Genomic DNA, 4,659 nt, shown 5'->3' with positions numbered 1-4,659 from the left:
GGTCTTGCCGAGCACCACCACACCGGCCGCGCGCAGCCGCTGCGCCACCGTGGAGTCGTACGGCGGGACCCAGCCCTCCAGCATCTTCGAGCCGCAGGTGGTGGGCATGTCGCCGGTGGCGAACACGTCCTTGAGCGCCAGCGGCACGCCCGCCAGCGGGGAAGCCGACCGGCCGGCGGCGCGGTCCTCGTCGGCCTTGTTCGCGGCATCGAGCGCACCGTCGGCGTCCACGTGCAGGAAGGCGTGCACGTTGCCGTCCACGCCGGAGATGCGGTCCAGGTGGGCGCGGGTGGCCTCGACCGAACTCACCTCGCCGGCGGCCAGCTCGGCTGCCAGCTCCGCGGCGGTCAGGCCGGTCAGGGCCGAGTCGCCGCCGGTCGCGGTCTGGGTCATCACGCCTCCTCGTTCAAGATCCGCGGGACGCGGAACCGGTTCTCCTCGGCCGCGGGCGCGCCGTCCAGCGCGGCCTCGCGCGGCAGGCTGGGCCGCACCACGTCTTCGCGGAACACGTTGGTCACCGGCACCGCGTGCGAAGTCGGGGGGATGTCCTGCGCGGCGACCTCCCCGACGCGGGCCACCGATTCGAGGATCACGTCGAGCTGACCGGCGAAGGTGTCGAGCTCCTGCTCGGTGACCGCCAGCCTGGCCAGGCCGGCGAGGTGCGCGACCTCGTCGCGGGAGATCTTGGACACTGCGAAGGCTCCCTGGTCATGTCCGGTATCACGGGTTGTCCTCAGTCTATTGCCGAGCCCGCATGGCCCCGGCCAGGGGGCGAACCCGGTCGTCACCCCGTGTCACCGCTGCGCCGCGGAGCGGCAGCGCAGGCCCCTTCCGCCTGCTCGCCACTTCGCCGCATCGGCCCCCCTCGGCTGACGGCCGCGCGTGTTGGCCGCCCTCTCCGGAACAGCAGCGGCGGACCGCTTCATCGGGGTCAAGGCGCCCTTCGCGGGTAAGCCGGGCAGCGCGGGAAGGTGCAACGACGACCTCGCGTTGCACTACACGAACGGCGGGCGCACCGCTAGGGTGCGGTGTCTGCCACAATTTGGCCCGCCTGCTGCTCGCACGGCGGCCCTGGTGAGCGGCCGTGCGTCGCGGGGAGCGCGGACGGCGAGGTGCCGCGCACGAAGCTGGAGGCGTTGAGTCCGGTGTCCTTCCTGATCCGGGTTCAGATACCGGACCGCCCGGGGATCCTCGGGGCGGTGGCGAGTGCGCTGGGCGAGATCGGAGCAGACATACTCAGCGTCGACGTGGTCGAGCGGGCCTCGGACGTGGCCATCGACGACATGGTGGTGGAACTGCCGTCCGGTCGCCTGCCGGACATCCTGATCACCGCCGCGGAGTCCATCGACGGGGTCGAGGTCGACGCGGTCCGGCCGTACGCGGGCGTGCTGGACACCCACCGCGAGCTGGAGCTGGTCGAGGACATCGCCGCCGAGCCCGGCAACGGCCTGCAGATCTTCGCCGAGGGCGTGCCGAAGATCATCCGGTCCGGCTGGGCGATCGTGTTCGGGCACCACTCGGGCGGTACCGAGCAACTGGCGGCGAGTTCGTCCGCGCCGCAGCAGGGCTACCTGGAGCTGCCGTGGCTGCCGCTGCCGCGCGCCACGATCCTGGACGGCGACGAGGGCTGGGTGCCGGAAACCTGGCAGGAACTCGGCACCGAACTGGCGGCGACCCCGATCGGCAAACCGGATCGCGTGCTGCTGGCCGGACGCCCCGGTGGCCCGATGTTCCGCGCCGCCGAGGTCGCGCGCCTCGCGCACCTGGCGGGCATCGTCTCGGTGGTCCTGGACGACTGATCAGTCCAGTGCAGACCGCACCCGAAGCTCGGTAGCGATATCCGCCAGCAACGCGTAGTCACGGTCTCGATGAACCAGCGTTGCGCCAGTTCGGATGGCGACCGCAGCGATCAGGCAGTCGACCATGGAGCGGACAGTGTTCCCGTTGCGGCGCACCTGCCTGTAGAGGTCGGCCGCCACGAAGAAATCTGTGGTCGGCTGAACGCCAAGCTGCGCGAAGCGGTTCAACGTCCCTTCGATCCGAGCTAGCCGAGTTCCCACGGCTCCGGCTCGCAGTTCCATGATCACAGGCTCTGTGGTGGCGATGCAGTCGGTGTCCTGCCCCAAGTCCTTCATGACGTCGTGGGATCCACCGGGAATCCCGCGAAAAAAGTCGATCCAGACCGACGTATCGACGAGATACTGCTTCATACCTGCTCCGGAGCATCGTCACGGATCTCGTTGAGATCGCCATCCCAGCCGATCCCTTCCAGCGCGAAGAACTCCTCGCTGGTCACTTTAGGACCGACAAGTCTGCGCAACGCGACGTCGACCGCTTCGCGCTTGGTCGTCAGGCCGTACCGGCGCATCGCGGCTTCGACCAGTTCATCATCTATATCGATGTTTGTGCGGCTCATACACCAACAATACACATCATCACGAGTAGAGCGGCAGCGGCATCCGCGACAGGTCGAGGCTCTACCCGAACAGCGCGTTCAGGTGGTAGGTCAGCACGGTTCGGGCGGAGTCGGCGGTGCGCTGGCCGACCAGGACCGCGGTTCCGAGGCCGTGGCCGAGGGCCAACAGCCGGGCGGATTCGATCGCGGGGTCGGCGCTCGCGAGCAGTTCGCCGTTCTCCCGCGCCCGCGTCAGCAAGCCGGTGAGCTGCTCCTCCAGCCGTTGCGGGCCCTCGACGAACGGCTGCGCGGACAGCTCGGCGTCGGTCATCGCCAGCGCCGCGAACGAAGTCCACACCAGGTGGAACGCCCGGCTCGCCTCGTCGGTGGGCAGCGCTTCGGCGAGCAGTTCCGCGACCAGCTCGCGGGTCGACCCGTCGCGAGCGCGCATCCGCTCCGCCCACCGCTGGTGGCTGCGTTCTTCCAGGTGCAGCAGGGCGGAGTGCATGAGCTGGGCTTTGCTGTGGAAGTAGTACTGCACCAGCCGCAACGAGACGCCGGCCTCGGCGGCGACGGCGCGCATCGTGACCGCGTGCAGCCCTTCCCGCGCGGCCACCCGCACGAGGCCGTCCGCGATCGCGGCTCGGCGCTGGGCGTGATCGACGGTCTTCGGCAATGCTTCTCCCAGCTTCTCCTACGTGATACTGCTGTATATGATACTGCTGTATCAAAAAGGGGGAATCTTGGATCGCCGGAGGCTCCTGCTCGCCCTGGCCTGCGCGGCGCAGTTCATCGTCGTGCTGGACGTGTCCGTGGTGAACGTGGCGTTGCCGTCGATCAGCGCTTCACTGGGTCTCGACGAAACGGTGCTGCCCTGGGTGGTCAACGCCTACGCGCTGGTCTTCGCCGGTTTCCTGCTGATGGGCGGGCGGCTCGCCGACGTGATCGGGCGCAGGCGCGCGTTCCTCGCCGGGCTCGCGTTGTTCTGCGTGGCCAGCCTGGTGGGCGGGACGGCGGTCGAGCCTGGCGCGCTGATCGCGGCGCGGGCTGTGCAGGGGCTCGGCGCGGCCGTGCTCGCCCCGGCCACGCTGACGCTGCTGACCACCACGTTCCCCGAGGGGAACGACCGGACCCGAGCGCTGGCGATCTGGGCCGCCGTCGGAATGGCCGGTGGCACGGCCGGAAATCTCGCGGGCGGAGTGCTCACCGAGTACCTCTCCTGGCGGGCGACGCTGCTGATCAACGTGCCGATCGGGGTCGTTGCCGCGCCGCTGGCGCTGAGCCTGCTGGCGCGCAACCGGGCATCAGCGGCTGCACGCCTGGACGTGCCCGGAGCGCTCACCGCCACGGCCGGTCTGATCACGCTCACGTACGGGATCACGCAACTGCGCGACGCGGACTCGCTCGCCGTTGCGGCGGCGTTCGCGGGCCTGACCCTGCTCGCGCTGTTCGCAGCGCACGAAGCGCGCCACAGCGATGCCGCCCTGATTCCGGTGCGGCTGTTCCGGCTGCGCGCGGTGTCGGCGGGCAATGCCGTGCTGTTGCTGGCCGGGGCGTGCCTGAATCCCATGTGGTACTTCCTGTCGCTGGCCATGCAGGAACTCCTGCACTACGGGCCATTGGCGACCGGGCTCGGATTCCTGCCGCACACGCTGGTGAGCATCCTGCTGGGTGTGAACGTGGTGCCGAGGCTGATGCGCCACGTCGGCACGCGCGCGCTGATCGCGACGGGTGCGTCGATCAGCGCGGCCGGGTTCGGCTGGCAGAGCCTGCTGACGCCGGACTCCGGTTACGTGCTCGGGCTGCTCGGGCCGGGGATCCTGATCGCGATCGGCGGCGGACTGCTGAACACTCCGATCACGACCGTGGTGACCAGCGGAGTCGCCGCCGAGGACGCGGGCGCGGCCTCCGGGCTGATGAACACCACCAAGCAGGTCGGCGGCGCCGTGGGACTCGCGGCCGTGGCGGCGGCGACCGCCACCGCCGACCGCGCGCCCGGGGTGCTCGCCGCCGCCTACGGGCACGCGTTCCTGCTGATGACCGGGCTGATGCTCGCCACAGCGCTCGCCACGGCGATGCTGCCGAGAGCGGAGCGCACCGAAGCGGTGGCGAGCTGAGCGTTGGGCGCGAGAAGCGGCGTCAGCCGCTTGCGACGTGCTCAGCCCGGCCACCGGCGCGAACTCCCCGATCAACTCCTAGTCCTGCTTCGGTTCGCCGACGTCGAGCGCGGCCTCGGCCGCGGCGTCCGGGCCCTGCTCGAGCAG

General features: G+C 70.2%; 7 protein-coding genes. 2 read left to right on the top strand and 5 right to left on the bottom strand.

The annotated features are described in order from the left end of the window. Positions 1-393: amidase family protein (locus tag IJH84_RS05575; RefSeq protein WP_295141090.1), on the bottom strand; the 393-nt coding region annotated here is incomplete at its 3' end. Then, positions 393-692 carry an Asp-tRNA(Asn)/Glu-tRNA(Gln) amidotransferase subunit GatC gene (gene gatC / locus IJH84_RS05570; protein WP_200070253.1) on the bottom strand — a complete coding sequence of 100 codons (300 nt, stop codon included), beginning with the start codon at positions 690-692 and terminating at the stop codon, positions 393-395. The genes IJH84_RS05575 and gatC, both read right to left, overlap by 1 nt. A gap of 453 nt (positions 693-1,145) precedes the next feature. Between gatC and IJH84_RS05565 the strand changes: the two genes are divergently transcribed. Continuing rightward, positions 1,146-1,799: an amino acid-binding protein gene (locus tag IJH84_RS05565; protein ID WP_295141093.1), complete on the top strand. Its 654-nt coding sequence runs from the start codon at positions 1,146-1,148 to the stop codon at positions 1,797-1,799. On the opposite strand, the gene IJH84_RS05560 is transcribed toward IJH84_RS05565, so the two are convergent. From IJH84_RS05560 to IJH84_RS05550, 3 genes are all read right to left on the bottom strand, one after another. Further along, positions 1,800-2,210, bottom strand: a complete 411-nt coding sequence (locus IJH84_RS05560) for a PIN domain nuclease (protein WP_295141085.1) — start codon at positions 2,208-2,210, stop codon at positions 1,800-1,802. Further along, positions 2,207-2,416 carry a type II toxin-antitoxin system VapB family antitoxin gene (locus IJH84_RS05555; RefSeq protein WP_295141082.1) on the bottom strand — a complete coding sequence of 70 codons (210 nt, stop codon included), beginning with the start codon at positions 2,414-2,416 and terminating at the stop codon, positions 2,207-2,209. Before IJH84_RS05555 ends, IJH84_RS05560 begins: the two co-directional genes overlap by 4 nt. A gap of 61 nt (positions 2,417-2,477) precedes the next feature. Then, positions 2,478-3,071 (bottom strand): TetR/AcrR family transcriptional regulator, encoded by a 594-nt coding sequence (locus IJH84_RS05550; RefSeq protein WP_295141079.1) that lies wholly within the window; start codon positions 3,069-3,071, stop codon positions 2,478-2,480. Between the two features lie 67 nt (positions 3,072-3,138). Here IJH84_RS05550 and IJH84_RS05545 point away from each other — a divergent pair, with 67 nt between their 5' ends. After that, positions 3,139-4,512, top strand: a complete 1,374-nt coding sequence (locus tag IJH84_RS05545) for an MFS transporter (protein ID WP_295141076.1) — start codon at positions 3,139-3,141, stop codon at positions 4,510-4,512. Positions 4,513-4,659 lie beyond the last annotated feature (147 nt).

The sequence above is a fragment of the Saccharopolyspora sp. genome, assembly GCF_017434145.1.
Classification (GTDB): domain Bacteria; phylum Actinomycetota; class Actinomycetes; order Mycobacteriales; family Pseudonocardiaceae; genus Saccharopolyspora_C; species Saccharopolyspora_C galaxeae.
The sequence above is the reverse complement of the archived record's forward strand: the minus strand, read 5'-3'. Positions and strand labels throughout refer to the sequence as shown.